This window comes from Pseudomonas sp. 18175, from assembly GCF_050432925.1.
Lineage (GTDB): Bacteria > Pseudomonadota > Gammaproteobacteria > Pseudomonadales > Pseudomonadaceae > Aquipseudomonas.
Genome location: NZ_JBKFTO010000016.1, coordinates 1 through 24,457, shown reverse-complemented (window position 1 = coordinate 24,457; position 24,457 = coordinate 1). Strand labels below are relative to the sequence as shown.

Below are 24,457 nucleotides of genomic sequence, written 5' to 3'. Positions count from 1 at the left end.
GGGACGGCGATAGTAACAAAGCGTGGCTGAGAGCGAGATGAATCCTGACCGGCGCGTGTAGTCATCAGAACAGCGAGGCGGCCCTGGACTTGGCCAGGTAGCGTGCCGGGGAGTCCCCCAGGTTGCGGCGGAACACTGAGGTAAACGCACTGGAGCTGCTGAAACCCAATGCCAACGCCACCTCGGTGATAGACGCGCCATGGCTGAGCCGGGCGGTGGCTTCCAGCAGGCACACCTGTTGCCGCCAGGCCACGAAGGTCATGCCCGTGTGCTCAAGGAACTGTCGAGTAAAAGTGCGCCGGCTCATGCTCGACCATTGAGCCATCGCATCGAGTGACAGCGATTGCATGGGGGCCTCCAGAAAGCGCTGGCAGGCACGGGCCAACCGAGGTTCGGCGGGTAGCGGCGCGCTAAGGGGTAATTCGGGCATGGCGCCGATTTCATCGATCAGCAGCGTCAACACACAACGCTGCCGGACACTGGACGGTGCAGCCGGGTCGATTGCCAGCGCCGCTTCCAGCAAATGCCTGAGCAGCGGCGACACCTCGAACACCTGACAGTGCGCCTGCAAACCGGCTGCCCGGGCGGCGCACTCATCCAGGTAGACGTTGAGCATGACCACATCACCGCGCATATGCATTTCGTGGGCGACGCCAGGGGGCACCCAGATCGCACGCTGCGGCGGCACGACCCAATTGCCCAGATCGGTAAACATCTTCAAGGCACCCGTGGAGGCGTAGGCGAACTGGCCACGATCATGGGTGTGCCGCGCAAACACCGTGCCGGACGCATATTCGTGCAGCGTCACTACTGCATGGGGGTCATCAGGGGTAAAAATCGGGATCATGGCCCGATATTGTCAAACTATGACCTGGCATAGCAAGCGGGCCACTGCGTTGCGCAATAACCTTGACGCCTTCAATCACGCCTGCTTGAACAAGGGATTGTCCATGCTGAAAAAACACCTCGCACTTGCCGTACTCGTCACCCTCGTCTGGGGCCTGAACTTTCCCATTACCAAACTCGGCCTGCGCGGCATTGACCCCTTTGTACTGACCGGCATCCGCTTTGCCCTCGCCGCCTTACCGCTGGTGTTCTTCATCAAGCGGCCCGCCGTGCCCTTTCGCTATGTAGCCGCTTACGGGGTGATTTTCGGTCTGGGCATGTGGGGGGTGGTCAACTACGGCATTCAGGCTGGCGTCAGTCCGGGGATCGCCTCGTTGATCATCCAGCTCAGCGTCTTTTTCACCTTGGGTTGGGGTGTCGTGCTGTTCAATGAAAACCTGCGTGACGCCCAACTGGTCGGCGCCGGCCTTGCCTTGATCGGCCTGTCGGGAATCATCCTCACCCAAGACGGCAGCCACGCCGTGCTGGGGGTCATGCTGATCGTGCTCAGCGCGCTGGCCTGGAGCATCGGCAACGTCATCATCAAACAATCGGGGGTGCAGGAAATCTTCTCGTTCATGGTGTGGGCCAGCCTGTTCCCGCCGATCCCCCTGTTCCTGATGGCTTGGTGGATGCAAGGCAGCGCCACATTCGAAGGCCTGCCAGCGAGCCTTGACGCCACGGCCATCGGATCGATCCTGTTCCAGGTGTACCTGGCCACCCACTTTGCCTACTGGGGCTGGAATTCGCTGCTCAAGCTCTACCCGGTCTCCACCGTGGCGCCGCTGTCGTTGCTGATTCCGGTGTTTGGCATTGCCAGCTCGATGGTGATTCTGGGTGAGCGGATTTCTATGCCGAACCTGATCTGCATCGGCATCATCCTCGTGGGGTTGGCGGTGGGGTTGTATCGCAAGCCCGCGCTGCCAACACAAGATCAATGCGGCTGACTCAACAACCGAAATTGTCGATTTTCACCTGACCATCGGGAAACGTCGCAATAATTTCCAGCTCACCGCCCATTGCGCGAATGTAGTCACGCAACGTGCTGATGTACATATCGGTGCGCCGCTCCATCTTGGAGACCGCCGCCTGGTTGATATTCAAAGCCTTGGCCAGGCTTTGCTGACTCAGTTTCTGAGCCTTGCGCAGCTCATGCAGGGGCATTTCCTGCAGGTGTTGCTGGAACAACAGCTTGGCTTGCGCTCGGGATTCGGGCGTCATAAGCGCTTGCAGCTCAGCGAATTTCTTAGCCATGGTTACGGCCCTCTTTACGCAATGTTTCCAAATGTACGTCATACAGTTTTTCTGCCGTCGGCACGTGCTCCTCATACCAGCGACGTCGCCCAGTCTTATCCCCGCCGATTAGCAATAACGCGCATCGTCGTGGATCAAATGCATACAACTCTCGAAATGGCCGGCCTGCGTGCTGTACGCGTAACTCCCTCAAGTTGCCATGCCGGGAGCCCTTGATATCGCTGCTATGGGGGAAGCCCAAGCCTGGCCCGAACAGCCCAAGTAGATCAACGCTGGCGGAGACCGAAATCTGCTCCTTTGTTCCGAGTTCATCCCACCAGCTTGCGAATTCATCCGTGTATTCAATTTCCCAGCTCATGAAATATTCCATCCAAGGAATATAAACTCAAGAACTTAAAAAGTAGAAGATGAAGCGGCCAGGCTTCCATCCACCGCCCCTGGGAAATTGTCTGTACGTCTTTCCAACCCGGCATTGAACGCCGATCCCTTTGAGAAAAGGCGCGATATCACGTCCACACGCAGCAAAAACACAATTTTCAAAATGTAAAAAGCGCTCTAATACGCTCCTGTTGATTGGTTTTGAAGATCCTGGAGTTCCCCATGCCCCATGAAGGCAACCTGTTACAAGCAGCCGTGGTGTTTTTGCTCGCGGCCGTGCTCACCGTGCCGCTGGCCAAGCGCCTGCAATTGGGCGCCGTGCTGGGCTACCTGTTCGCCGGTGTGCTCATCGGCCCATCGGTTCTAGGCTTGGTGGGTAACCCGCAAAGCGTGGCGCAGTTCTCGGAGCTTGGGGTGGTGCTGCTGCTGTTCATCATCGGCCTGGAGCTATCGCCCAAGCGCTTATGGGTGATGCGCAAGGCGGTGTTCGGTGTCGGCCTGGCCCAGGTGTTGCTCACCGGCCTGGTGATGGGCGTGGTGGCGCTATGGTTGTTTGGCCAGTCGTGGAACAGCGCCATCGTGCTGGGCCTGGGCCTGGCGTTGTCGTCCACCGCGTTTGGCCTGCAAAGCCTGGCCGAGCGCAAGGAGTTGAACCAACCCCATGGGCGCCTGGCGTTCGCAATTTTGCTGTTCCAGGACATCGCCGCCATCCCGCTGATCGCCATGGTGCCGCTGCTCGCCGGCAGCGATCACCCCACCACCGAAGCCCAGGGCCTGCAACATGTGCTGCAAATCCTCGGCAGCATTGCCGTGGTGATCATCGGTGGGCGCTACCTGTTGCGACCGGTGTTTCGCATCGTCGCCAAGACCGGGCTGCGGGAAGTGTCCACCGCCACCGCGTTGCTGGTGGTGATCGGCACCGCCTGGCTGATGGAGCTGGTGGGCGTGTCCATGGCGTTAGGGGCGTTCCTCGCCGGTTTGCTGCTGGCGGACTCGGAATACCGCCACGAACTCGAATCCCAGATCGAACCGTTCAAGGGCCTGCTGCTGGGACTGTTCTTTATCAGCGTGGGCATGGGCGCCAACCTCAGCCTGCTGCTCAGTTCACCGCTGGTGGTGATCGGCCTGACCTTGTTGCTGATCGGTTTGAAGCTGCCCCTGCTCTATGCAGTCGGTCGCTTGGTGGGCGACCTCAATCGCGAAAGCGCGCTGCGCCTGGGCGTGGTACTGGCGGCGGGCGGTGAATTTGCCTTCGTGGTCTTCAAGATCGGCCGCGACCAGGGCCTGTTCGAACCCCACCTCTATGACGTGCTGGTGCTCACCATCACCCTGTCCATGGCCGTGACCCCACTGCTGTTGCTGGTATGCCCGAAGCTGTTCAAACCCAAGGTCAAACCGGTGGAAATCCCCGAGGAATACCGCACCATCGAAAGCGATGCGCCCCGCGTGGTCATCGCCGGCATGGGCCGGATGGGCCAGATCGTCGCGCGGATCCTGCGCGCGCAGAACATCTCGTTCATCGCCCTGGACACCTCGGTGGAAACCATCGAACTGACCCGTAGCTTCGGCGGCATGCCGGTGTTCTACGGCGACCCGCAACGCCCCGAGATCCTGCACGCGGCCAAGGTCGATCAGGCGGAGTTCTTCGTGATCGCCATGGACGACCCGGAGATCAACATCAAGACCGCCGAACTGGTGCGCAACCTCTACCCGCACATGAAGATCATCGCCCGCGCCCGTAACCGCCAGCATGTGCACCGCCTGGTGGACCTGGACGCCTCACCGGTGCGCGAGACGTTCTATTCCAGCCTGGAAATGAGCCGCCGCACCCTGGTGGGCCTCGGATTGACCCAGGCCCAGGCCGATGCACGCATCACCCGCTTCAAGAACCACGACCTGCAACTGTTGGCCGCCCAACACGCGGTGTATGACGACGCCGCCAAAGTGATGCAAAGCGCCCAGGAAGCGCGGACGGAACTGGCGCGACTGTTTGAGATGGACCGGCTCGAGGAAGAGTCCGACAAGGTGTGAGGCCACAGGTGAACGATCTTGCGAAATTTCTGACAGAATGTTCCGCAATTTCGTTCATCCCCTGGAGCGCTTCATGGCCACTTTCACCAAGACCGCCGCCCTGCTGGCCCTTGCGCTTGCCGCCGGCAGCGTGTTCGCCGCGACCAAACCGGCCACCCAGACCATCTCCACCCTGGGCGGTAAGTTCACCTTCTCCTTGCCCAAGGCGTACGCCGCCGACACCCTACCGGCGGGCAAGGCCGAAGATGGCACCGCTGATACCCAAGGCACGATGTACGCCAACCAGACCACAAAAAGCGTGGTGATCGTCGCCGAAACCGTGCGTAACGACGGGGTAAAGATCCAGGACAACGACACCCAGTTTCTCGACGGCGCCGTCGCCGGCTTTATCAAGGACCAGAGCGCTGCCCTGCCAGACTTCAAGAAGCAAAGTGAAAAGAAACTGAGTTTCAAGGGCCTCGGCCTACGCCAGGTAGACAGCACCGCCACCCAGGGCGGCGGCAAGACCTTGAACTCCACGTTCCTGGGCGGTTCGGGCAACCACTTGCTGGTGATCCAGGCGATTTCCCGGGGGGATGATGCCAAGGGGCATGCTGAACTGGTGAAGCAGATTACGGGCGGGAAGTAACCAGCCCTCCCAGTCACCAAACATCAAATGTGGGAGCTGGCTTGCCTGCGATAGCTATTTACCAGTCAACCTCTTGGGTGACTGATGTACCGCTATCGCAGGCGAGCCAGCTCCCACATTTTTACCGTGCTCATTTCAAGCTGTGTTCCAACCAGGCCTTCAAGTCCTGAATCTCCGCCTCACTGACGGTATGGGGCATCCCCACATACCCATGAAACGCAGGCTTCAACCCCAACCCCAGCAACACCTCATTGGCCCGGGTTGCCGAGGCGTACGGCAGCGCCTGATCCAACGTGCCATGGCCGATAAAGATCGCCAGCCTGTCCAATGAGGCGTCCGGTTTCAGCTCAGCCTTCAACACCGGCAACACACTGCCACTCAACGCTGCAATCCCACGCACCAGTGTCGGCTTACGCAACCCCACTTCGTAGGACATGATCGCGCCCTGGCTAAAGCCCACCAAGAACACTCGGTCACTCTGGGTGTGGTACTTGGCGGTAGCCTGGGTCACAAAGTCTTCAATCAACCTGGCGCTGCGTTGCAAATCGGCCGTCTCGCCATCGTAGTCACCGTCACCGGGTTTCTTGGCAAACCAGCGATAGCCACTGGGGTCCACCGGCATCGGTGCCCGCGCCGACAGGTAGGTCCAGGTGGACGGCAACGCGTCCTTGATACCAAACAGGTCTTGCTCGTCGCTGCCAAACCCGTGCAGGAAAATCACCAAGGGCTCGTTGCGTGCATCGCCCTGGGTCTGCTCCAGGTACGACAGCGGCAAATCGGTGTGCAGCGTCGCGTCGGCATGGGCGCTGCCGGCCACCAGGGTCAGCGCCAGGGCAAACAGTTTGAGCATGGGACGGTCCCTCAAGGTTTGCGCAGCAGATAAGTGTCCATGATCCAGCCGTTTTCCTGGCGCGCGGCCTTGCGCACCCGTTCGATTTCTTCGGCCACTTCGCCGACTTTGCCGCTGATCAGGATCTCGTCCGGCGTGCCCAGGTAAGCGCCCCAGTAGATATCCAGGTCCTGGTCGGCCACGGTGCGGTAGGAATCTTCCGCGTCAAGCATGACCACCAGCGTGTCGGCATCACTCGCCTGCCCCGCCGCCAGCCGGCGTCCGGTGGTGATCTCGATGGAGCGGCCGATGCGGTTCAGCGGCACTTTGTGCTGGGCCGCCAGGGCCTGCACGCTGGTGATGCCGGGGATCACTTCGAATTCAAAGGTGCTGCGGCCACTGGCCAGGATCGCCTGCAGGATACGGATAGTGCTGTCGTACAACGCCGGGTCGCCCCACGCCAGGAAGGCGCCCACTTCACCGTCGGCCATTTCCTCGTTGATCATGCGCTCGAAGGTGTGTTGCTTGTCGCGGTTCAGGTCCTGCACGGCGGTGGTGTAGTCGATATCGCCGCGCACGCGCTCGGGGCAGTCGGCCTCGACGAAGCGGTAGCCGGGCTCGGTGATGTAGGTCTCGCAGATCTCGCGGCGCAGGTCGATCAGCTTGTCTTTGCTCTGGCCCTTGTCCATCAGGAAAAACACGTCGGTGCGGTTCAGCGCCTTCACGGCCTGCATCGTGATGTAGTCAGGGTTGCCGGCGCCAATGCCGATGATCAGGATGCGTTTCATGGGTTGCTCTCATTGCGGGGCGTGGATTTTGCCATGTCAGTTTCCAGGCGCAAGCGCCAGACGGTGTTGAAGCGCAACTCGGTGGCAGACAAGGGCTCAACGTCGATTCGATAGAACATCGAAACCGGAAACTGCATGACGTGTAGCACCGCAGCGCGGATCACAAAGGGATGGGTGATGGCCACGATATGGCCGGGTTGGGATTCAAGGGATGTCATCCATTGCCCGACTCGTGCGCATAGCTGGTCCACCGATTCGCCGCCGTGGGGCGCGCTACTGCTGTCGGCAAGCCAGGCGCCCAACAGGTCGCTCTCCAGTTGAGCGATCTGCTGGCCTTTCCATTGCCCCACATCGCCGTCGCGTAGCGCGTCCTCAACCACTGCATCAGCACCGAACAGCTGTGCCGTCTGGTGGGCCCTGACCTCGGGTGCGCATAACAGGCGATGGGGTTTCTTGTAGCGCCCCGCCAGGGATAACGCCGCGCCTTGCCAGTCCATTACCACTGCCTCGTCATCGCAAAAACGCCCTTGCTTTTGCAGCGGTGTGACGGCATGGCAGATCAATGTCAAACGGGTGGCTAGCATCAGAATTTCACTCTGTATCGACGCGCAGTCAGCGCAGATTCACTCATCTGCTTCAACATATTACAACGAACATGAAGCAGGCAGCCGGTTCGACGCCGATGGGTGCAAACGATGACATACGCACTAAAGGCGGCGGATGGCCTTCTCCTAGCGCGGGCGGAACCCTCTGAAGGTGAAAAGCCACTGATGCCGACACCAATACGAGGATGTCCCATGAGCACTATTCACGTTCGCTCACACGCGCCGATACAGCTGGTCAACGCCTCAATACCGAAAAGCCAACAGCCTACAGAAAACGCCAAAACCGCTGATCAGGCACCGCTCCCATCGAGTGCGCCCTCCTCCCGTCCCCGCCGAAGTATTTCCAACATCATCGCCAGCCAAACTCACCAGAAGGCCAAAAACCTGGTGCAAAAAGGCGACGAACAGATCGCCGTCCAGGCCGCCAGAACATTGATGAAATGGATGCTCGCGAACGAAAAAAACACAATCGACACGTTTCAGCCTTATGTCCACGAAGTTCCGCCCCACTCCAGCTTTGGCCAAGCGTGGCACCGACTCAGTGACGCGTTCGAAGCCGAACCGTTCTTGAGCTTTGCAAAAGAGCACCAGATGGATGGCCCCTACATCCAACTCAACCCCGGAACAGGGGACCTGAAGGTTCGATGCGATGGCGTATGGAATACGTTCACCCTGTCGTCCCATCCTGACTGGGCCCGTGTTTCCCAAAAGGTCCTGGCGGCGTTGAAGGATGTGGCAGCCGCTAGCAGGGAGGACGTGGTTTATGAAGCCAAGGGGGTTGCTGACTATCAAACCGTCGCAAACTATTACGGTAACAACCCGAAGGAAAGCATACGTAACACTCTCAGCCAACTTGTCAGCTCCAGATCTTTCGAATCTCTAGATGAGCGCAATGCGCAAAACCCAGAATACGCAGCAGTACGAAAGCGCCAGCAAGATGCCGTATCTCAGCTCGAAAACCTGGACCGTACCCAATTCGACGCTCTGTTTTTCCCCAGCACCGATCCAGCCCCCACCTCCCAAGTCGACGAGGCAGACCGCGAACTGGCCCAGATATGCAGCGCCCTCCTATTGACGCTGCGCCCAGAAACGCGCAGCGCCGGCGTCTTGGCCACCGCCGAGCTGAGTCGCCTCCCAGAGTTTTCCACTTTCGCTCAAACACGCAATGCCTTGTTCGCCGACCTCACCGGCGACGCCGTGACTGCGTTCCTGAAAAAGCATGACACCAGCGACCTGTCGGGGCATGCAATTGACCCGGCCAGCGGGCAGTTAACCGTCTACGACAACAAAGGAGTACGCCGCATCTTCACCCTGGAGGACACATCCGGTTGGAAGGACGTATCGGCGCCGATCATGGAAAAAGTCCGGCGCCTGGCCGCTGGCACGAACGAATACATTCAACCCGATACTGCGTACCCGGTGAAACTCGATCAAGTCCTGAACTTTTACGGGCAGCCCCCCGCTGGAAATTCGTTGAAGGCGATTGTCCAACAAGCCGAAGCGCTGCTCGGTAACGATGGATTCCCGGCCTTGCGTCGAGAGGCGACACCCGCTCACCCGAAAGCCGCTGAAGTCCAGGCCACGCAGCAGGCAGTCAAGCAGCAGTTGGCCGCAGACGCGCTGCCGGCAGTGAAGCCAGCCCATGCCGCCAGCACAGAGGCCGACCCGGTTGCCAAGATTTCGCACCGCCTGTTTGACGAAGCCCCCGACTTGGACGCCGCAGTTACCCAACTGCTTGGCGAAGCCATCAAGCAGGTAGCCCCAGAGCTCGACGTCGACGTCAACCAACTTGCCTTTGCCACGCCGGACCCGCAAACCCCTGGGCAATTCATGCATACCCCGTTGACAGAGCTTGTGCTCAACCACATTGCTGGCGGTGAACCCCCGACGTTTGGTGGCCAGGGCAAGTTTGTCGACACGCGGCCGGACCTGCTGGCCCATACCGGCAATGCTCCGGGTACGCCGCTGGCAATCGACAAAACGGCGCTGGAACGCGTGCTGCGTGAATTGCCTGGCAAAGTGAACGAAACGCACCGCGCGGCCTTGCTCAAATATTGGAGCGAGTCCCCTTTCAGCCAACCTGCCCCAGGCTTGACCCCCAATTCAGCCGTCAGTGTCACGCCCCTGTTTGCGGGCGATCGCCGCGCCTTGATCGCCGACATGGCGCGTAGCAACCTGTTATTAGCCAGCTTGAAACACCCAGGATTGGATGACCAGCAACGCCAAACCTTGCAGCACGTCATCAAGTATCCGAAGGCGGCAGGCAGGCCGGCCCTAGCTGAACAATCCGCCGTGAACGTCTATATGTTTACCACCGCCGCGAAGTCAGACCAGGTATCCCAGCAATTTCTGATGCCAACCGTGGTGATCGAACGCACGCTAAAAGACCGCTCCCTCATCCTGGCCTGCGGGCCTGACGGCCAGGTAACCCCCTACGACTCACTCGATACCGCAAGGCAAGCATTGGAGCAGACATTTCGGGCACAAAACCCTTCAGAATCGGCCCAAAACTCATTGATGAAGACTGAGGCAGACGTCTTCCACACCCAGGCAAGCATCATCGTCAATCAACAATTACACGACGCACTCGCTACCGCGCCCGTTTTACTCAGTCCGACACCAACAGAACACCCCCAACGCAAGACCGCCGAGTGGATAACTAACGCCAACGACGCTGAGCGCATCACTTTGCGTGATCTCAGCCTGGAACTTGCCAGTTATATGCAGCGCAACAAGGAGCGCACCTACAACAGCGACATTCCAGGCCTGCGCACCTACCTCAACGAACAACTCAGCGCGCTATCACCACCACCCTTTACAGACGACATCAACGACCTGGAGGTTGTCTTCCACACCCCGGTAGGCACCTTGGGCAGCGGGTATATCGAACCGAGCACCATGCCCCTGGCCGACGCATTCATCCAGAACCTGGCGGGGTTACCCATAGGCCGTCGGGAGGTTCGTCACAAAGTCACGAAAGTGCCAATACCTGCGCTGGAAAAAGAGGGTGCGCTCAATGAGCTGATCCAGACAATCGACATCGGTAAAAACTACCCTGCATTGCTAAAACGCGAGCTGCTTGACACCCCTGCCACACGCACCGAGCGCCAGTCACTGTTCGCCCAGCAAATACCGATCGAACTACAGATAAAGGCACTGGAGCTGACGGCCAAAGGTGAATCCGGATTTGATAACGCGATGGGGTTCAGGTATCTCAAGGCGGTACTCGACCCCAAGCCGGGCGCAAAAATAGTCGACGGCAAACAAATCCTGATGCGCCCGCTTGCGTTCGTGCGCGAGCCTGGAGCAACGCCCGACGTGGTCGAAAACATGTACCTCATCGAGCCGAAGGACAGCACGCTGGGCCCGCATCTGCTGTATCGGCCATTGATGGCCGACGCTCCTCTGCAACAGTTCCCGTCACGTAAGGCGTTGATGGAGGCCATACAGAAACCAGGCAAGTTGCAGAGCGATATTCTGGCCTGGCTGCCAGATGACTTGACCCGTGCGATCTATGACAACGGCGGCTTCAGCGAACCCCACCTTCGCAGTAGAAATGTGGTGGACGATGACTTCAACGCATCGGGTACACCTCAAGCGCCCACACTGGCTACCGAAGGTGCTGCCCTCCATGCGCTGGAGTCCAAGCTGAGCGCCGGGGAATTGATGAAACACCTTTATGAAGCCAATGCCAAAGCACTGGCCACATTGGCCGAACAGCAATCGGTCTCCAACTCGGAAAGTCGCTGGGCGACCTTCAAAGAAGGTGGTTTTCTGGTGCTCAACGCTGTATTGCCCGCCCTTCGCGGGCCTGCGGCATTTATTGGCCTGGCGCTTCAATTGGAGGGCATTCTCGGCGACATCAACACGCTGACCAGCAATGCAGAAGACGGCAAACAGGCGGCGGCGACAGATTTGTTGGTCAACTTGGCGACATTGCTGCTTCACATCAACACCAGGCGGCCTGCCACCGCGCAATCGATGAACAAGAGTGGCCAATTGATTGAAAAGCCTAAAGCACCACCGTTTCATGAGCTCATCAAAATGGACGCTCCCTGGCGGGGCCTAAAAGCGATTGACGGTGATATCCAGACGGCAGAGGACACATACAACTATGCTCCCCGGCTCAACATCATTGGCCATGCGGCTGAGCCCAAGCCTGGCGAGCCGGCAAAAATAGTCGGGGAAAAGGGCAGGTTGTACTCAGCTCAAGATATTGTCGCCAAGCTGCGTGCGGAAAATCTCGATCTGAGCAGGTACAAGAATATCGTGTTACGCGTTTGTTACTCGGGAGCAAACGGCCCCAACTCTCTTGGCGACGAAATTTACAAACTGACCAACATACGTACCAAGTCGTTCGAAGGCCCAATCATCATCGACTACATCTTTGGTGAAAACCCGGTGCTGCTGTTCAAAAAATACCGTGACGAATACAAAACTCGTTTCCCTTCGCTGTCTGATCGCGACATAAAACGACTGGCCAACACTAAAGTCAGCCTGGATTTCGGCAAAAACAAGCATCTTCACGACATAAGGAAAGATGTCGGCGCCCGCGTCGTCGTCAACACCGGAACGCTCGAAACTCCGGAATTACAGGAAGAGTTTGTCGATTACCGGCCTCGCTATTCCGGCCCCGCCAAGAATACTCCCACCTAAAGAGGCCAACAGACTCATACCACTGACGGCGCCTAGATTGACGCCGACAACCCCAAGTGGATGCATGACACCTTACAGTCGTTGAAAGTATTCAATTAACGCTGTGCCAACATCCCGGCTCGGGCCAGGTAAAGCACCTGATAGCCCGACCCGGGACGCCCATCGTCCAGCGCCTTGGCCGACAACGTGATGCGCACCAGGCGCCACGCCTGCACATCCAGCGCCAGCAACACCGCAAACGTATCGCTGTTATCCGCCACCTGCTGATTGTGTTGTTTCTCCTCGGCCAATATCCCAGCCCTGTCCGCCCCCGGCGCCAATGGCCACTCCTCGCGATACAGACTCAACGCGCCCTGCGCCGGCCCACGCTGCACGTCCAGCGGCAACCAACTTTCGATGTGCGGGCGACCAAAGCTGTCGAGCACTTTCTGGAAGCGCTCACCGAGCAAAAAATCGGCGGCCTGCAGCGGGTCAGCCCACAGGTATACCGACGAATACACGTTGCCTGCGTGTTCCTGGGCGATAAACGCTTTGAAGAGCAACCCTTCAGCGTGATCCCACGATGGCCCCAATTGCTCGGCGCGGCGGCGGATCACATTCATGTCGTAGTCGGCAGGCAAGCGGTGTGAATACTGTTTGGCGAACATATAAAAGCTCCCATGCAAGATGAGCCTGCAGCTTGCGCAGCGCTGATGATTTCAACAAGATATGACTAGATATATGTGCGATAAGGACCCGATATGACTGATGCGCCCAAGCCTTTGGATATCGACACCGTACAAGCCTTCGTCCTGGTGGCCGATTTCGCCAGTTTCACCCGTGCCGCCCACGCGCTCGATACGTCCCAGGCGGCCATCAGCCTCAAGCTCAAGCGCCTGGAGGAACGCCTGGGCTATCGCCTGCTGGAACGCACGCCGCGCCATGTGCGCCTGTCGCCCCAGGGTGAACACTTTATCGTCGCTGCACGCGCGCTGCTCAATGCCCATGAACGCGCTCTTGGCGCTATGGGCACTCACGCACCACGACGCCTGGTGATCGGCATCAGCGACCATGTGGCCGGGCCGGACCTGCCGTTATGGCTCAGCCGCCTGGCGGCCTACGACCCGCTGGTGATTCTGGAAGTCCGTATCGCCTCCTCCCGCGACCTGGTGGCCGCGTTCGAGCGCAATGAGCTGGACGCGGTAATCGTGCGCAACGAAGGCGAGCGCCAGGACGGCGAAGTGTTGGTAGTGGAACGCTTTGGCTGGTTCGCCTCGCCCACCTGGCAACACACACCCGGCACGCCGCTGCGCATGGCGACCATGGCGGCGCCGTGTGGGGTTCGGCATTTGGCCACCCGGGCGCTGGATGAAGCCCGCATCGACTGGACCGAAGTGTTCGTCGGCGGCGGCGTGATGGCCGTAGGCGCAGCCGTCAGCGCCGGGCTGGGGGTGGCCGCCCTCGCCCACCGTGTGGCACCGGCGGGAGCGGTGGAGGTCAGTGAGCTGCATGGGTTGCCAGCGCTGCCGGTGAGCGAGGTGGTGCTCTACAGCCGCATCAGTGATGCGCGCTCGCGGGAGACATTACGCGCATTGAGTGCAACGTTTCGCGGTGTGCTGCAACGCTGAGCCTCGCCGAACCAGTGGCTACACCGGCCTACCTGTGGGAGCGGGCTTGCCCTAATGCCAGTCAGTTAAGGGCAAACACCGTCAGTGTGGCGAGGGAGCTTGCTCCCGCTGGGCCGCGTAGCGGCCCCAAAGATGGGACTGCTGCGCAGTCCAGCGGGAGCAAGCTCCCTCGCCACAGGTTAGCTTTTACTCTTTCTAACCCTTAACTGACTGGCATTGGGGCTTGCCCGCGAAGGCGGCGGGTCAGTCCCTGCATATGCCAGCTGATCCACCGCCATCGCGGGCAAGCCCACTCCCACATTTGGATTTGGGCCAGACCTTGAGGATGAGTACACATCCCCCACATTTCACCCTCAATCAAACCACTCCCGCCGCCCCTCGAACGTGCTGGTGATCAACTCCACAATCACCTGCACCGCCTCGGCATGCTGCACCTGGGCATTCACCGCCAGCCACACCTGACGCTGCATGCTTTGGTCGAGCAACCCCGGCAAGGCCACCAGGCCGCGGTCGAAGCTGGCCATGTAGTGCGGCAGCAAACCGATGCAGGCGCCGCAGCGGATCATCTCCAGCATCAACGAATAGGCCTGCACCTGCACCACCGCGGCCAGGCGTTGCTCAATCACCTGGTTCCAGGGCCGCAAGGCATCGACCTGCGCGTCCGGCTGCCATTGCACCAGCATGTAGTCATTCAGGTCGTCCACGCTGTCCGGGCGCGTGGTCAAGCGTGAATAGCGCTTGGCGATATGCGGCAGGTACTCAAGGCGCGCCAGCAAACGCGGCGGCTCGGTGGCGAAACCGGGGCCGGGCACCGGGCCATCGGCGTCCGAGAGCCACAGCACCACGTCCACCTCGACCGCTTGCAAGGACATATGGCTGTCGAGAGAGATGATCTCCAACCGCACGCTGGCGTTGCGGCGCAGCAAGGCGATCAGGTCGCGGCCGAGGATGTCATGCAGGATCGGCTCGGCCACCGCCAGGCGGATCAGCGGCTGTTCCACCACTGGTAAGCGCCGTTCATGGGCCAGGGCGATCAGTTGCGCCTGCAATTGCAAGCCATCGCGGCTGAGCACCAGGCCATTGCCCTGGTAGGTGAACAGCGAATGGCGCAGGTGTTCCTCCAACTGCGCCAGCCGTTTGCGCAACAACGTCGCCTTGATATTCAAACTGCGCGCCGCCTGCATGAAACAGCCACACCGCGCACTCACCATAAAATAGCGCGCCACTTCCGGGTCGATCTCTCGGGCCAGGCCTCGCCAGGTGTCGTAGGTTTCGCCCGGCGCGCGATACGCAGCGGGTCCGTGGGGGGCAGACGGTTCTAGAAATGCCATGGGAGACTCCCTGTCTTGTTGGTCTGTGCATCCAATGCGGGTTGACGCCTGTTACTCCAGCACTTTGTTCAATTCAGCACCGTCGATACTCAAGGTAGCGGTGTTGAGCATGCCTTCCAGATAGGCCTTGGCGATCTGTTCCTGGCGCTGGGCACGCAGGGCCTCGGTCAGCCGCTCACGCAATTCATCCAGGCTCGCGGTGCGTGCCGGTTGTTGGCCGGTGAGTTTGAGCACATGGAACCCGGCAGCGCTTTGCACCACCTCCGACACGGCGCCGACCTTGAGCCGCGATACCGCCCCACGTACCTCCGGCACTAACTGCTGCAACGGCTGCATGCCCGAATCACCACCACGGGGAGCGGTTTGCGGGTCCTGGGAAAACTGCGTGGCCAGTGCGGCGAAATCCCCCGGTGCAGCCTGGGCACGGCGACTCAGTTCCTGAGCCTGGCGGCGTACCGCGTCAGCCGTCTGCGGGTCATTGACCGCGAGGAATATCTGGCTCACCCGGTACAGCGGCGGCGTCACCCACTGCGCCTTGCCACTGTCATAGGCCTGCTGCAACTCGGCAGCGCTGGGATAATCCGCCGGCACTTGGCTGACCGACAGCATGTAGTCGCGGAACACAATCTGCTCGGTGGCGGCGCGGGTCTGTTGCTCCACCTCCGGGCGCTGGCGCCAGCCCTGGGCATCGGCCTGCTCCAATACGGCCTTTTGCGCTAATCGGGAGCGAATCCAGGTTTCCAGCGCGCCACGGTTGCCGCGCAATTGCTCGCGGGACTCGGCCGGCAGTGCCGCCAGCACGGTTTTCAGTTCCGGCAGATCGATCTGCTGGTTGCCCAGGCGCGCCACGGCAGGCCCAGCCAGTTGCGGGTTGGTCACCGGCGCCGGTTGCTGGGCCGCCACCGGGTCGCTGCCCGGTCGCAGGCTCAACCCCACCGCCACCACCAGCAAGGCCAGCGCACCCGCGCCGACCATCAGGGTAGGTTTTTTCACAGTACAGGTGCCTCCTCGCCAACCGCTTCAACCGCTGTCTGAGCCTGCAATTGCGCGGCCTGCTGGCTGTACTCGCGCAGGTACACGATGAACTCCTGCAACAGCCGATCCCACAGTTCCAACTGGCTGCGCAGGTGCGTAGCGCCGACGCCGGCCACCACCACATCCATTTCCATCAGCAGGAATTCGCCCTGCACCGACAACCGCGCAAAACGGCGGGACGCGTTCCACACCTGGGCCAGGCCCTCAGGCAACTCGCCCTGGATACGCAGCGCGCAGCTGTAAGTGAAGTCCACATAACTGCCCTGCTCGGCCGCTGGGTTACCGAAACGCACGGCAAACCCGATGCCCTGGCTAGCGCTGAGCAACTGCACAATGCCGTTCTGTTCGGTCTGGTTAACCCGGTAACCGGCCTCCTGCAGCAACTCGGTCAGGCTTTGGGTGGTGACGCTGGTGATCAATTCGCTCATGGTGATTTCTTCCCTGTGTGTCAGTGATTGGCGGTTGCCTGGGGCGCATCGAAACGGCTCTTGTACAGATCGTCGCCAAAGCCTTGAGCCAGTTCTTCGAACTTGACCCGGGCGCTGCTGGCGAAGGGCTGGCGGATACTCATCACCTCGGCCACATCGATCTTTTCGTAGGCCGCGAGTAACTGCTGGGCCACCCCGTACATCTGTTGATTCTTGACCGAACATTGCTGCACTTGTGTGTCACGTTCAGCCAGTTGTGCCTGCAAGCGCGCACGCTCGGTTTCCTTGCCTTTGGCCAGTACCAACAGCTCGTCGTAGGCCTTCTTGAACTTGCCGATCTGCTCGTTGCTCGCCGCCACCTGGGCTTGCGCCTGGCTGTGCAGGCTTTGTTGCTGGCCGGCCATTTGCTCGGCCACGCCACGGGTCTTTTCCAGCTCGGCGGTCAACTGCTTGATTTGCGCCTGGGCCTGTTTGGCCTGGGTTTCAGCGGCGATACGTGCGGCACTGGCCTGGGCCTGCTCGCTTTGCAACGCCTGCAACTGCTGGGTGGTGCTGCGCAGTTGAGTACGCAGGCGTTCCTCCATGCCTTCGGCGCTGGCACCGGTGGCAAGGAACAACAACAGCAGCCCGCAGATTCGCGTGTTCATGTGGCATCTCCTGTGCGCATCAGAAGCGCGTGTTGAGTTCCAGTTGCATCACATCCACTTCAAACGGCTGGCCGTACACTTCGGAGGCGCTCAACCAACGCGCACTGGCGTAGATGTTCTTGTCGATGCCGTAGCTGCCGCCAATGAAGTAACCCTTGGCGTTGGTGCCGCCCAGGTGGAACGAGGAATCGTTGAAACCGTCCGGCAAGGCGTCGGGCTGGATGTACTTGTAGCCGGCCAATACGTTCCAGTCGCCGCGCTTGCGCATTTCCAGGGCATTGCCGAGGGTGAACGAGACCATCAGCGCATTACCGCCACTTTCAAACTGGCCGTCGCTGTTGATGTTGTTGACGATCTCGCCTTCGCTGCGCTTGAGCATTTCGCCCTTGTCGTAGGCCAGGTTGTGGATGAAGTTGGCTTGGCTGCGCAGCTTGAAATCGCTGGGCAACTCGCTGTCCCACACCGCGTTGAGGTCGAGCACGTCGAACTTGGAAGCCAGGCCGACGAACTGCGGGTTCGGCGTGCGCGCAGGGTCGCTCGCCTGCGGCGTGATGTTGCGCAGGCGGAACACGCTGTTGCCCTTTTGCATAAAGGCCAGGCGCGTGCCATCGGTGTCGCAGCCGGGGGCACCCGAGTAGGGCTCGCAAGGGCTTGAGCGTTTGCCCTCGATGTCCTGGAACTGGTAGTAGGCAGCGGCAAGCTTGAGCTTGTTGCTTGGGTTGATCTTCCAGTCGGCGCCAATCTGCCCACCGAACAGCCACTTGGTGTCGCTGCTTTCTTTATCCTGGCCATTGCTGCTGGCGGTGTCGGAGGTGTACTCCACCGGGAACGCCCCCAGCGTACCGAACAACCCCCAATCGCGGTTGAGCGCATGGTTGAAGTTGGCGGCCACGCCGTCGAAGTTCAGGTCGTTGGAATACATCATGTCGGTGGAATAGAACGGGTTGCCCATGCGCCCGCCGGTCAGGCTCATGGAGTCGGTGGCCTTCCAGGTCAGGTAACCCTGGTCGAGCCAGATGTCCTTTTTGCCAAACCCGCCGCCCAAGGTCTGGGTGGTGGAGACCGGGTTATTGTCCGAGCCCGTGCCGATGCGAAAGCCGGCGGTCCACTCAGGCGAGAGCACGGCCTTCATGCCCAGGCGTGCACGCAGGCGGAACAGGTTTTCGCGGTCTTCACGGGTGTTGAGCAAGGGCGGGAACTCGAAGTTGGTGACTTCGTTGACGTCGTAAGGGCCCGAACTGTTGACCTTGGCGTAGTCGGTGATGGTGTTGTCGTTGCGGCCCGAGAAATAGCGCGACTCGTCCCGCAGGCGGATATCGCCGTCAAAGGTCACGCGGGAGACCCAGTCCGGAAAGGTGTTGGGCTGGGCCCAATTTTCCTGCTTGGCGGTGGCCATGACTTCGGCCTTCACCTGGTCACGAATCTGATCGCGCACCGCCTGCGGCACGTACTGCACGCGCACATCGCCGGGCGCCGCCGTGGGGCCTGCGGCAACCACCGGCGCGGCGTTGGCCTGGCGTGCCTGCAAGGCTTCTTTTTCGGCCTGGGCGATCAGCCCGTTGGCGGTGTCTTGGGTCAGCACACCCTGCTGCACCAACAGGCGGATCAGGTTGATGGTGACGTTTTCCGAGGGCGCGACCGGGGCTGCTGCCGCCTGGCCGACCAGGGTCGCGATGACCATGCCAACCGCCAGGGTCAGTCGATTCACGGGGGAAATCATGTGTACGCAACTCCTGTAGAAAATTGCCAAAAATAAGGTTCGATCAATCCGGGCGACGGCCCTTGAGGGACAGGCGTACCGGCATGTTGATGGAGGCCGGCACCCGCTGCGTGGCATGGGGCGCACGCAGCGCGGCCAGCACCTGGGCATCGGTTTGCGCATCGCCGCTGGACTTGGCCAACTCCGCACGGGTGACCTGGCCATCGGCGCTCAACCACAAGTCCGCCTGTACGCTGTAAGCCTTCTTGCGCAGCTCCGGGTCTTCACGCAGCAGGCGCTGGAACACGCCCGCCAGGTACTGCTTGTAAGTGCCAGTACCCAAGCCGCCGCCACCGGAACCGGCCATGCCGCCGCCCTTGCCAGCGCCAATGTTGAAACCGTCATTGCCGGACTGGGCATCGCCATCGATCTGCATCGGGTTGGCCAAGTCATCGGCCGGCGAAGGAGGCGCTTCCTCCGCCGGCTTGACCTCCTCAGGCTCAGGCGTAGGCACCGGCTCCGGGACTTTCTCCTCCACCTGGGGCTCAGGCTCCTTGGGCTTTTCCGGGGGCGGTGGCGGCGGTGGTGGCAATGGAATAATGGTCGGCACCTTCGGCGCTTCGCGGCGTATGCCACTCATGTCATTGGCCCACTGCCATAAAAACCAGGCCGCCACCGCGCCCAGCAACAGGCCTGCGCCCCACTTGAGCGGGCGCAATGGCGGCTTCTTTTTCACCGGCAACGACGCAATCGGGATCTGTGCAGTCATGACTCAGCCCTGGCTCGGTTTGCCGGTGACCAGCCCGACCTGGGACAGCTCCAGCCGCCGCAGTAAATCGAGCACCTCGATCACCTTCTGGTACTGCACCATCGCGTCACCGCGCACGATCACCGGGAAGTCCGGGTTCAGCGCTTTCTCGATACGCAAGCGTTCTTCCAGCTCGCCGAGGGTCACCGGGTAAGCATCGAGGAACACCTGGCCGCCATCGTTGACGGAGATGGCCTTGGTCTTGGCCTCCGACAACGACACCGAGGCGCTGGCCTTGGGCAGATGAATCTGGATACCCGAGACCTGGGCGGTGGCGGTGAGGATAAACATCACCAGCACCACCATCAGCACGTCCACCAGGGGCGTGATGTTGATGCTGTCGACGGCGGCATCGTCTTCATCGTCGTGGGAGGCATTTACGCTAGCCATGGCGATTCTCCTCAGGCCGGAACGGCAGCGTGATGCTCGCGGCGGTGCGCGGCTTCACTGGATTGGCTCTCGCCGTGCATCTCCGCCAGACGGGTGATGAACTCGTCGACGAACACACGCATATCCGCACTCACTTCCTTGTTGCGCGTGATCAGGCGGTTGTAGCCAAACAGTGCCGGGATCGCGACAAACAGGCCCATGGCCGTGGCCAGCAAGGCTGCCGCCATACCCGGGGCGATCGCGTTGATGTTCACGTCACCGGCCATGGCCGTGCCGAGGAACACCACCATGATCCCCAGCACCGTACCGAGCAGGCCGATATACGGGCCGCCGGCAATGGCGTTGGACAGGGTCGATAGTTTGGAACTGAGGGCCTGGTTTTCGCGGGTGCGCACGCCGTCCATGGAGCAGCGGATCGCTTCGATGGTGGCCGCCGACACCGACGACGTGTCCGCCCCTTGGGCGCGACGGGTGCGGATCTCCTTGACCGCCACCAGGTACAAGCGCCACAGCGACGAATGGGTCAGGCGTTCGCTCAGTTGCGCGTCGTCGGCGTACATCTCCAAGCGCGTGCCGATCTGCGCGAAATGTTCGCGGAACACCTCGTTGGCACTGCTGACGCGACCGACCTGACGGTTCTTGCGCAGCATGATCACCCACGACTGGAACATCATCGCCACCAGCACCAGGATGATCACCCAGGCGTCCACCGGCACAGCATTGAGCAAGAAGCCCAGGCTGCCGAAACCAAAGCCGGACTGTTCTTCATCCACCCCGTAGGCCACCAGTTTCGACTCGGCGCCTTGGGCACTGGCATCGGCCAGCAGTAAGGTGGCCGGGCGTGCGACCTTGGACAGACGCAGTTCATCCATGGCCCCGGCAAATGGCAGGTGCGTGCTGCCCGCGTCCGGCTGGTCGGCGCCCACGGCGAGTTGGGAATTGAACGCCGGCAACGCCACGGCCAGGTTGGCGGTTTCGCGGCCGTTCACATACAGCGCGATTTTTTCACCCTCGGCGGTGAACGCCAGGTGCTGCCATTGGCCAGGGTTCAGCGGCTGGTTCGACACGGCGCGCTGGCCGTCGACTTCCACAAACGGCGTGCCCTGGTTCAGCCCCAGCAGCAGGCTGTGGGGGCCGTCGCGACGGGCCAGTACCACTTGCTCGCCACTGGCCTGGTCCAGGCGCAGCCAGGCGCTGAAGGTGAACGCACCACCGGCGGCATGTTGCAACGACGGGCTGGCCGGCAACATCAGGGCCTGGCCGCCAAACTGCAAGGCGCGGCCGATCACCCCATCAATGCTCGCGCCGGTGGCATTGAGCGCGGTGTTGGCGTAGGCCGTGGTGTCCCGTGGCGGCGTGCCGTTGGCACCGTCAAAGTGATACAGCGCGGTGTAGCTCGGGTCGAACGCCAACTGGCCGTTACTGGTGGCCGGGGCCTTCTGGTTGCCGTAGTACATCCACAGGTCCTGGCGCTGGGCGCCTTCGACCTTAGGCACATCCACCCAGATCAAGGCCATGCCCATCAGCGGGTCGAAGCTTTCGATCTGGTGGTTGAACACGGTCTTGTCGTCGGCACTCACAAAGCGCAGGTCGGCGCCGTCGTCCTTGACCCCATCAAAGGTGAAATTACCGGTGTGCAGGCGCACCAGCAGCGCGGTGCGGCCCAAAGCCTGGTTGATCGCGGCGCCTTGGGCGGTGGTGTCCACGGTGATCTGTTTGCGGTAGTGCCAGTCGTCTTGCCACCAGGCATGGGCGGTGGCCGGGAGCGTGAAGCCCAGGCAGATCAACAGGCTCAGGAATAGGCGTTGCATGGGTGAAGTCTCCGGAAGAAAAAGTCAGAAAGTCGCTTGCACACTGAAGTGCAGTCGCGCGTCCTGTTTCTGGGTGTTCGGTCCATCGAGCAGCGGGTAACCCCAATCCAGGCTGCCGGACAACCATTGGCTCAAACTGGCGCGGGTGCCCAGGCCGACACTGGCCAGGCTGTATTCGTCTTCCTGCTCGGGCAGTGGGTCATGCAGGCGCAGGCGTGCGCCTTCGGCAAAGGCGTAGAAACGCCACTCCTTCACATAACTGCCCAGGTACTTGGCCACCGAGGGCGTGCGCAATTCCTGGGAGAGCAAGTAACCCTCGTCCCCCGTACGTTCCGCCGCGAGGTAACCGCGTATCGAGGTGGCGCCGCCGGCGGAATATTGCTCGTTGGACACCAGTGGTCCCGAAGCCAACTGGAACGCGCCCTTGGAGGCCGACTGCCAGTCGTTGGCGAAGGTGTAGGTGTAATTGAGGTCGCCCTTGAGCACCGCAAAACTGGCGCTGGCCTTGTAGCGCTTGTAGTCGAACTCGTCGGCGTCGCTGCCGTAGCCAAAGAACGCACGGGTGCCCACCACCAGGTTCAGGCCCAGGCCCAGTTGGGATTGCTCGGTGTAGCGATAGCCGTTGTAGCCCAGGGTGAACGGTGCGTATTTGAGTGGCACCTGGTCGTTGCTGGAGCCGAACTTCAACTGTTCTTCAAAGTCTTTGAAGTCGATGCCAAAGGAGAACGAGTTACTCCAGTTGCCAGCAGCCGGCAGGCTGTAGATCGCCGACACACCGTAGGAATGGCCCTTGCCCAACACGTTGCTGCCGCCCACGGTGGCGATGTTGCTGTCGGACTGGTAGCCGGAGAACTGCAAGGTCCAGCGCTCATCCAGCGGCGCGCTGTAGGAGCCGGACCACACCTTGGCGTTGTTGCTGTCCTGGGGCGCGGTGAAGTAGGTCAGGGAAATGCTGTGGCCCAGTTGCCAGAGGTTGTCGTAGCCGAGGGTGGCGACCGAGCGCAGTTTTTCGGTGTCGGCGCTGTAGTCGTTGTTCAGGCCGAGGCTGGCGTGCCAGGGGTTCTGGTCTTCCACCTGCAAATCCACGTCCATGGTGCCGGCGCGCTGGCCTTCGCGCACCAGCGGCGTGACCTGCCGGCCGACACCGCGGTTGAGCCCAGCCAACTGGGTTTGCACGCTATTGAAGTCCGGCACCGCGCCTTCCTTGAGCCCCGGTACTTCGTCGCGGATTTCCACCGGCGAGTAATGCTTGGCGCCCACCACGCGCACACGCCCCACCTTGGTTTCGCTGACTTGCAGGTAGACGATGCCGTCATCAACCTTCTGCTCCGGCAGCTCGACAAACACCGACTGGTAGCCCCGCGCCTGGTAGATTTTTTGCAACGCGTCACGGGCGCCTTCGATATCGCCTAAGGTCTTCTGCGGGCCCAGGAACGGGTACACCGCTTCTTCGATGGCCGCCGCATCCAGCACGGTATTGCCGCGCACAAAGTACTCATTGACGTCTACCCGGCGTGCCGCGCCCTCTTCGTCGGCCTGCGCAGTGTGGGATGAAGCCCACAGCGTCAGGCAGCACAGCGCCAGCGTTGACTTGAACAGATGCTCCACACCGCCCCCTGATTTCCTAAGTTTTTGCGCCATCGCCGTGTACACGGCGTCTGGCCTGCTCAATTGCCGGTTGTCGAAAGATGGCTGTGCCGGGCCAGCCAGGTGTGCAGCAAGGCGAAGTTCAGCGAGAACTCCGGCATGTGCAGCAAGGCGCCACAAAACACTTCACCGATGATTTTCTGGATGAGTTGCACCGCACGCGGGCTGCCCAGCAGCGTGGCGATGTCGCGGGTCAGCACGTGGATGCTCCAGACCTTCTGGTTCAGGTCCAGGCCGACGAACCAGCGAAACAGCAGGTTGTAGTTGAGCTGTTCATGCAGTTGCTGTTCGCTGGGTACCGAATACAGCAGTTGCAACAGCAGGATGTGCACCAGGGTGTGGGGCGCGATCAACATGCCGGGCTCGGCCATCAACCAGTCGCGATGCTGGTCGAGCACCTCGTCGATCTGTGGGCGCAACAACACCAGCGAATGCCCCGCCGGGATGTAGCTGGAGACTTCCTTCAGGGCGCCCTGCCAGTCTTCCTGGGAGACGATCCACACCCACGGCGCGCCGTAGCGGTATACCGAAACCGGCTTCTTGCGCGCGGCTTCGACGATCTTTGACAGGCGCTGATCGAGCTCCTGCATGCCGACTTTCGAGTAACGTTCCATAGTTCCCATTTGCCCCACTCCTGGCGTCCTGCTGACGGCTGCGGAGACGACTTTTGATCGTATCCAGCGCGTTACATAGGCAAGACGGGGATGGGCGGGAGCTACCGAACTTTTGTCATGAAAGCTTCATTTTGGATTGGCTGGGGGGCAATTGCCAAACAGATCCTGAGGGCTTCACTGGGTCAACATGTGGGAGGGGGCTTGCTCCCGATGGCTATGTGTTAGGCGCTAGAGGGGTTTGGTCGGAGTACATATCCATTGTTTAGGTTAAGGCTGATATGGGTTCCGCCCTTACGGCGGGTCACTTTTGGAAAAGAGCGGTGTGTGTCAACGTAGTTGTCGCGTCAGATCTCAAGTGACTTGTTTATTCACAGGCTCGCGCTCGC

22 protein-coding genes are annotated in these 24,457 nt (G+C 60.8%); 5 read left to right on the top strand and 17 right to left on the bottom strand.

The window, feature by feature from the left end; translation table 11 throughout:
* Positions 1-64 precede the first annotated feature (64 nt).
* The gene (locus ACLD1Y_RS21290) at positions 65-847 is read right to left on the bottom strand and encodes a helix-turn-helix domain-containing protein (protein WP_429479779.1); all 783 of its coding nucleotides are present in this window, start codon (positions 845-847) and stop codon (positions 65-67) included.
* A 103-nt stretch (positions 848-950) separates the two neighbouring features.
* On the opposite strand from ACLD1Y_RS21290, the gene ACLD1Y_RS21285 reads away from it, so the two are divergent.
* The gene (locus ACLD1Y_RS21285; protein ID WP_429479778.1) at positions 951-1,832 is read left to right on the top strand and encodes an EamA family transporter; all 882 of its coding nucleotides are present in this window, start codon (positions 951-953) and stop codon (positions 1,830-1,832) included.
* A gap of 1 nt (position 1,833) precedes the next feature.
* Here the strand turns inward: ACLD1Y_RS21285 and ACLD1Y_RS21280 are convergent, their stop codons facing one another.
* Positions 1,834-2,139, bottom strand: coding sequence for an XRE family transcriptional regulator (locus ACLD1Y_RS21280; protein ID WP_429479777.1), 306 nt, complete (start codon positions 2,137-2,139; stop codon positions 1,834-1,836).
* A complete protein-coding gene (locus ACLD1Y_RS21275; RefSeq protein ID WP_429479776.1) occupies positions 2,132-2,497 on the bottom strand; it encodes a type II toxin-antitoxin system RelE/ParE family toxin in 366 nt (121 codons plus the stop codon). The genes ACLD1Y_RS21280 and ACLD1Y_RS21275 overlap by 8 nt, the downstream gene beginning before the upstream one ends.
* Positions 2,498-2,739: 242 nt before the next feature.
* Here ACLD1Y_RS21275 and ACLD1Y_RS21270 point away from each other — a divergent pair, with 242 nt between their 5' ends.
* Complete coding sequence (locus tag ACLD1Y_RS21270; protein ID WP_429479775.1) at positions 2,740-4,548, top strand: monovalent cation:proton antiporter-2 (CPA2) family protein; 1,809 nt, start codon at positions 2,740-2,742, stop codon at positions 4,546-4,548.
* A 73-nt stretch (positions 4,549-4,621) separates the two neighbouring features.
* Positions 4,622-5,176, top strand: a complete 555-nt coding sequence (locus tag ACLD1Y_RS21265; protein ID WP_429479774.1) for a hypothetical protein — start codon at positions 4,622-4,624, stop codon at positions 5,174-5,176.
* Between the two features lie 130 nt (positions 5,177-5,306).
* Here the strand turns inward: ACLD1Y_RS21265 and ACLD1Y_RS21260 are convergent, their stop codons facing one another.
* From ACLD1Y_RS21260 to ACLD1Y_RS21250, 3 genes are read right to left on the bottom strand one after another with little or no spacing between them, the layout of a single operon-like run.
* Positions 5,307-6,026 carry an alpha/beta hydrolase gene (locus ACLD1Y_RS21260; protein WP_429479773.1) on the bottom strand — a complete coding sequence of 240 codons (720 nt, stop codon included), beginning with the start codon at positions 6,024-6,026 and terminating at the stop codon, positions 5,307-5,309.
* Between the two features lie 11 nt (positions 6,027-6,037).
* Complete coding sequence (gene cobF, locus ACLD1Y_RS21255) at positions 6,038-6,793, bottom strand: precorrin-6A synthase (deacetylating) (RefSeq protein WP_429479772.1); 756 nt, start codon at positions 6,791-6,793, stop codon at positions 6,038-6,040.
* On the bottom strand, positions 6,790-7,377 hold the full coding sequence (locus ACLD1Y_RS21250) for a histidine phosphatase family protein (protein WP_429479771.1): 588 nt from the start codon (positions 7,375-7,377) through the stop codon (positions 6,790-6,792). Before ACLD1Y_RS21250 ends, cobF begins: the two co-directional genes overlap by 4 nt.
* Before the next feature lie 213 nt (positions 7,378-7,590).
* On the opposite strand from ACLD1Y_RS21250, the gene ACLD1Y_RS21245 reads away from it, so the two are divergent.
* On the top strand, positions 7,591-12,054 hold the full coding sequence (locus ACLD1Y_RS21245; protein WP_429479770.1) for a hypothetical protein: 4,464 nt from the start codon (positions 7,591-7,593) through the stop codon (positions 12,052-12,054).
* Positions 12,055-12,149: 95 nt separating this feature from the next.
* On the opposite strand, the gene ACLD1Y_RS21240 is transcribed toward ACLD1Y_RS21245, so the two are convergent.
* The gene (locus ACLD1Y_RS21240) at positions 12,150-12,701 is read right to left on the bottom strand and encodes a DUF4865 family protein (protein ID WP_429479769.1); all 552 of its coding nucleotides are present in this window, start codon (positions 12,699-12,701) and stop codon (positions 12,150-12,152) included.
* A 93-nt stretch (positions 12,702-12,794) separates the two neighbouring features.
* On the opposite strand from ACLD1Y_RS21240, the gene ACLD1Y_RS21235 reads away from it, so the two are divergent.
* Positions 12,795-13,661: a LysR family transcriptional regulator gene (locus ACLD1Y_RS21235; RefSeq protein WP_429479768.1), complete on the top strand. Its 867-nt coding sequence runs from the start codon at positions 12,795-12,797 to the stop codon at positions 13,659-13,661.
* A 353-nt stretch (positions 13,662-14,014) separates the two neighbouring features.
* Here ACLD1Y_RS21235 and ACLD1Y_RS21230 read toward each other — a convergent pair whose 3' ends face one another.
* The 10 genes from ACLD1Y_RS21230 to ACLD1Y_RS21185 are packed head-to-tail and all read right to left on the bottom strand — an operon-like array spanning position 14,015 to position 24,071.
* On the bottom strand, positions 14,015-14,992 hold the full coding sequence (locus tag ACLD1Y_RS21230; protein ID WP_429479766.1) for a LysR substrate-binding domain-containing protein: 978 nt from the start codon (positions 14,990-14,992) through the stop codon (positions 14,015-14,017).
* Between the two features lie 51 nt (positions 14,993-15,043).
* Positions 15,044-15,985 carry a peptidylprolyl isomerase gene (locus ACLD1Y_RS21225; protein WP_429479765.1) on the bottom strand — a complete coding sequence of 314 codons (942 nt, stop codon included), beginning with the start codon at positions 15,983-15,985 and terminating at the stop codon, positions 15,044-15,046.
* On the bottom strand, positions 15,982-16,455 hold the full coding sequence (locus ACLD1Y_RS21220; protein ID WP_429479764.1) for a YbjN domain-containing protein: 474 nt from the start codon (positions 16,453-16,455) through the stop codon (positions 15,982-15,984). Before ACLD1Y_RS21220 ends, ACLD1Y_RS21225 begins: the two co-directional genes overlap by 4 nt.
* 20 nt (positions 16,456-16,475) lie before the next feature.
* Positions 16,476-17,102: a DNA repair protein gene (locus ACLD1Y_RS21215; protein ID WP_429479763.1), complete on the bottom strand. Its 627-nt coding sequence runs from the start codon at positions 17,100-17,102 to the stop codon at positions 16,476-16,478.
* A 19-nt stretch (positions 17,103-17,121) separates the two neighbouring features.
* Positions 17,122-18,822, bottom strand: a complete 1,701-nt coding sequence (locus tag ACLD1Y_RS21210; protein ID WP_429479762.1) for a putative porin — start codon at positions 18,820-18,822, stop codon at positions 17,122-17,124.
* Positions 18,823-18,865: 43 nt separating this feature from the next.
* Entirely contained in the window at positions 18,866-19,570 is a 705-nt protein-coding gene (locus tag ACLD1Y_RS21205) for an energy transducer TonB family protein (RefSeq protein WP_429479761.1), read from the bottom strand.
* Positions 19,571-19,573: 3 nt separating this feature from the next.
* The gene (locus ACLD1Y_RS21200) at positions 19,574-19,999 is read right to left on the bottom strand and encodes an ExbD/TolR family protein (RefSeq protein ID WP_429479760.1); all 426 of its coding nucleotides are present in this window, start codon (positions 19,997-19,999) and stop codon (positions 19,574-19,576) included.
* Between the two features lie 11 nt (positions 20,000-20,010).
* On the bottom strand, positions 20,011-21,810 hold the full coding sequence (locus ACLD1Y_RS21195) for a DUF2341 domain-containing protein (RefSeq protein WP_429479759.1): 1,800 nt from the start codon (positions 21,808-21,810) through the stop codon (positions 20,011-20,013).
* Between the two features lie 24 nt (positions 21,811-21,834).
* On the bottom strand, positions 21,835-23,418 hold the full coding sequence (locus tag ACLD1Y_RS21190) for a ShlB/FhaC/HecB family hemolysin secretion/activation protein (RefSeq protein ID WP_429479758.1): 1,584 nt from the start codon (positions 23,416-23,418) through the stop codon (positions 21,835-21,837).
* 59 nt (positions 23,419-23,477) lie between these two features.
* On the bottom strand, positions 23,478-24,071 hold the full coding sequence (locus tag ACLD1Y_RS21185) for a transposase (RefSeq protein WP_429479835.1): 594 nt from the start codon (positions 24,069-24,071) through the stop codon (positions 23,478-23,480).
* Positions 24,072-24,457 lie beyond the last annotated feature (386 nt).

Bases quoted from the DNA above. Each gene is read 5' to 3' on its own strand.
- ACLD1Y_RS21290 (WP_429479779.1), bottom strand. From the start codon at position 847: ATGATCCCGATTTTTACCCCTGATGACCCCCATGCAGTAGTGACGCTG.
- ACLD1Y_RS21285 (WP_429479778.1), top strand. From the start codon at position 951: ATGCTGAAAAAACACCTCGCACTTGCCGTACTCGTCACCCTCGTCTGG.
- ACLD1Y_RS21280 (WP_429479777.1), bottom strand. From the start codon at position 2,139: ATGGCTAAGAAATTCGCTGAGCTGCAAGCGCTTATGACGCCCGAATCC.
- ACLD1Y_RS21275 (WP_429479776.1), bottom strand. From the start codon at position 2,497: ATGAGCTGGGAAATTGAATACACGGATGAATTCGCAAGCTGGTGGGAT.
- ACLD1Y_RS21270 (WP_429479775.1), top strand. From the start codon at position 2,740: ATGCCCCATGAAGGCAACCTGTTACAAGCAGCCGTGGTGTTTTTGCTC.
- ACLD1Y_RS21265 (WP_429479774.1), top strand. From the start codon at position 4,622: ATGGCCACTTTCACCAAGACCGCCGCCCTGCTGGCCCTTGCGCTTGCC.
- ACLD1Y_RS21260 (WP_429479773.1), bottom strand. From the start codon at position 6,026: ATGCTCAAACTGTTTGCCCTGGCGCTGACCCTGGTGGCCGGCAGCGCC.
- cobF (WP_429479772.1), bottom strand. From the start codon at position 6,793: ATGAAACGCATCCTGATCATCGGCATTGGCGCCGGCAACCCTGACTAC.
- ACLD1Y_RS21250 (WP_429479771.1), bottom strand. From the start codon at position 7,377: ATGCTAGCCACCCGTTTGACATTGATCTGCCATGCCGTCACACCGCTG.
- ACLD1Y_RS21245 (WP_429479770.1), top strand. From the start codon at position 7,591: ATGAGCACTATTCACGTTCGCTCACACGCGCCGATACAGCTGGTCAAC.
- ACLD1Y_RS21240 (WP_429479769.1), bottom strand. From the start codon at position 12,701: ATGTTCGCCAAACAGTATTCACACCGCTTGCCTGCCGACTACGACATG.
- ACLD1Y_RS21235 (WP_429479768.1), top strand. From the start codon at position 12,795: ATGACTGATGCGCCCAAGCCTTTGGATATCGACACCGTACAAGCCTTC.
- ACLD1Y_RS21230 (WP_429479766.1), bottom strand. From the start codon at position 14,992: ATGGCATTTCTAGAACCGTCTGCCCCCCACGGACCCGCTGCGTATCGC.
- ACLD1Y_RS21220 (WP_429479764.1), bottom strand. From the start codon at position 16,455: ATGAGCGAATTGATCACCAGCGTCACCACCCAAAGCCTGACCGAGTTG.
- ACLD1Y_RS21215 (WP_429479763.1), bottom strand. From the start codon at position 17,102: ATGAACACGCGAATCTGCGGGCTGCTGTTGTTGTTCCTTGCCACCGGT.
- ACLD1Y_RS21210 (WP_429479762.1), bottom strand. From the start codon at position 18,822: ATGATTTCCCCCGTGAATCGACTGACCCTGGCGGTTGGCATGGTCATC.
- ACLD1Y_RS21205 (WP_429479761.1), bottom strand. From the start codon at position 19,570: ATGACTGCACAGATCCCGATTGCGTCGTTGCCGGTGAAAAAGAAGCCG.
- ACLD1Y_RS21200 (WP_429479760.1), bottom strand. From the start codon at position 19,999: ATGGCTAGCGTAAATGCCTCCCACGACGATGAAGACGATGCCGCCGTC.
- ACLD1Y_RS21195 (WP_429479759.1), bottom strand. From the start codon at position 21,810: ATGCAACGCCTATTCCTGAGCCTGTTGATCTGCCTGGGCTTCACGCTC.
- ACLD1Y_RS21185 (WP_429479835.1), bottom strand. From the start codon at position 24,071: ATGGAACGTTACTCGAAAGTCGGCATGCAGGAGCTCGATCAGCGCCTG.